Origin of the sequence: Cellulomonas hominis (assembly GCF_005239125.1) — a bacterium.
GTDB lineage: Bacteria > Actinomycetota > Actinomycetes > Actinomycetales > Cellulomonadaceae > Cellulomonas > Cellulomonas hominis_A.
The window spans coordinates 1-1216 of record NZ_SZYE01000340.1 but is presented as its reverse complement, the minus strand read 5'-3'; the positions used below and the strand labels follow the sequence as shown (position 1 = coordinate 1216).

Here is a 1216-nt window from a genome sequence, read left to right as displayed (position 1 = left end):
ACGGCGCCCAGCCGGAGACGGCCAGGTGCCGGGCGCGGTCGGGGCCGAGGTCGTCCAGCGCCCGTGCCAGCGCGACCGGGCCCCCGGCGAGCCCGGCGAGCAGGGCCTCGTCGACCGCCGGGGCGCGCGGGTCGTCGGCGAGCGGGGCGTCGGGCCCGTGCCGGGCGCTGAGCGACCCGACCACCACGACCGCGCGCAGGACGCCCGGCACCACGGGGGCGTCGGGGGTGGCGGTGGCGGCCCGGTCGATCTCGAGCACGTCGACCGGGTCGGACACCCCGGCGGCCCGGAGCAGCACGAGCGCGACCGACGCGGGCGTGTCCGCGAGCACCGACCCGCCGGCGGGCGCGAGGTCGGGCAGGTCGAGCCCGGCGGCGCCGAGCCCGGGCGCCACGGGGTGCGGCAGGAACCGGTCGCGGCGGCCCGGCGCGATCACGAGCAGGCGCCCGGCCCCCGGCTGGTCCGTGCGGGCGAGGTCCGCGAGCGCCGCCACCGCCGCGTCCCGCAGCCCGGCGGCCGGGTCGGCCCGCCCGGCGGCACCGGGGACGAGCAGGGCGGTGTCGGGCAGGAACACCACGGCCAGGCTCACCCCCCGACCGTATCCCGCCCGGCGGCCCGCTCCCCGCCCCGGCGCCCCTCCACCGACCGTGCACTCCCCGACGGCTTCCACCCCCTCGAACCCGACGTCGCCCGCACTCTCGACGGGACCGCTCGCGCGGCGCCCGACGGGCCTCGCCGAGAGGGCAGCTCTCGGCTGTGCGCGGATGGGGGCGCGCAGCCGAGAGCTGCCATCTCGCCGGAACAGGCCGCAGGGCGCGGCAGCGCTCCCGCGGGCGATGCCGGGGTCAGGACGTCAGGGTGCGGGCCAGCTCGTCGGCGCGGGCGTCCTGGCCGGACCGGCGCAGGACGTCGACGAGGGCGTTCGCGACCTCGCCGTGCGGGGCGCGCTGCCGGGCGGCGGCGAAGCCCTCCATCGCGGACTCCAGGTGCCACACGGCGTCCTCGACGTGGCCGAGCCCGTCGTGCAGGCGGCCGGCGAGCCAGAACGCGTGCGCGGCGTCCGCGAGCGCCCCGAGCCCGGCGTACGCCTCGGCGGCCGCCTGCGCGCGGGCGGCCGCGGCGGTGCTGCGCTCCGGGCCGCCCAGGGTCGCGAGGAGGCGCGCGGCGGCGTCGTCCAGGTCGGCGGCGGCGCGGCGGTGCTCGGCCTGCTCGCGGG

General features: G+C 81.7%; 1 protein-coding gene and 1 pseudogene. Both read right to left on the bottom strand.

Annotation, left to right across the window (positions count from 1 at the left end):
• On the bottom strand, positions 1–589 hold a 589-nt coding region (locus tag FA014_RS19465; protein WP_154731246.1), incomplete at its 3' end, for a hypothetical protein.
• A gap of 256 nt (positions 590–845) precedes the next feature.
• Positions 846–1216, bottom strand: a pseudogene (locus FA014_RS20400) (hypothetical protein); the annotation flags it as partial.